The sequence below is a fragment of the Terrisporobacter othiniensis genome, assembly GCF_000808015.1.
Classification (GTDB): Bacteria; Bacillota; Clostridia; order Peptostreptococcales; family Peptostreptococcaceae; genus Terrisporobacter; species Terrisporobacter muris.
The window spans coordinates 1-954 of sequence record NZ_JWHR01000020.1 but is presented as its reverse complement, the minus strand read 5'-3'; the positions used below and the strand labels follow the sequence as shown (position 1 = coordinate 954).

The 954-nt window shown below is 26.5% G+C and carries 1 protein-coding gene; it reads right to left on the bottom strand.

Translation table 11 applies throughout. The features are described from left to right. A partial coding sequence (locus QX51_RS01610; protein WP_039678166.1) for an HAD family hydrolase occupies positions 1-704 on the bottom strand: 704 nt, incomplete at its 3' end. Positions 705-954: the final 250 nt, after the last annotated feature.

The window sequence follows — 954 nt, the reverse complement described above, 5'->3', positions numbered from 1 at the left end:
ATATTGCTATCTAATTCATATGCTGTTTGAACAAAGTAATCTGGTTGTTTTGACCATTTTTTATATGTATTTAAATTTAAATTCAAGTAATCAACAGTAATACATATAACATTTACATTGTGTCCTTTTAATGCCTCTTGTGCATTTTTACCAAATACCACATCTTCACTATGGTCACCTATATAAATAAATGTACCATTTTTATTGTTAAGATTTAAGGAGTCAACACATTTTAAAAAACCAGTAGGGTCTGGCTTTTGTTCACTCCCTGATATATCATCATAACCAATGATTGCATCAAAGCAATGATCCACTCCATAATGTTTCAATGTTTCTTTTATATTTTTATTACTATTTTGTGAGCAAATTCCCATTTTTACATGTTCCAATTTATGAAACAGTTGAGCCATTCCTTCAAACATGGAAGGTATTGTTTTATTTTTTAGTTGCTCTGGAGTCCAAAGACTTCCTGCTTCGTCTAATTGCTCTTCTTTTAAATTATAACTTTTCACATATAATTCACGCCAGTTTTTATACATATGATTTGCCTTTTGATAATTTTCATATGTTTGCAATGCCTGTGGTAAATGCTTTTCAATATCTTTATCAAAATGTTTCAATACTTCAATTGTTACTTCAATATTTTTTGTTGCACTATTTATAATAGTTCCATCATAATCCCATATAATCCCACAAATATTCATACTAATAACCTTATCCTTTTTATTATAATTTAAGAGTATTATAACTTATTAACTCTATGTCAACAACTTGCTATTTTCTTCTAAGATTACTATTCCTTTCAATAAATACCTTACTAAAAAGCTCAATATAATAATTAATTTTACTAAATAAGAGTAACTATAAAAGTAATTACAGATTCCAGTATTATACATACCATATCTTTATTCATAAATTTATCAAATTCTGGAATAATATCTTCTACTTTATACT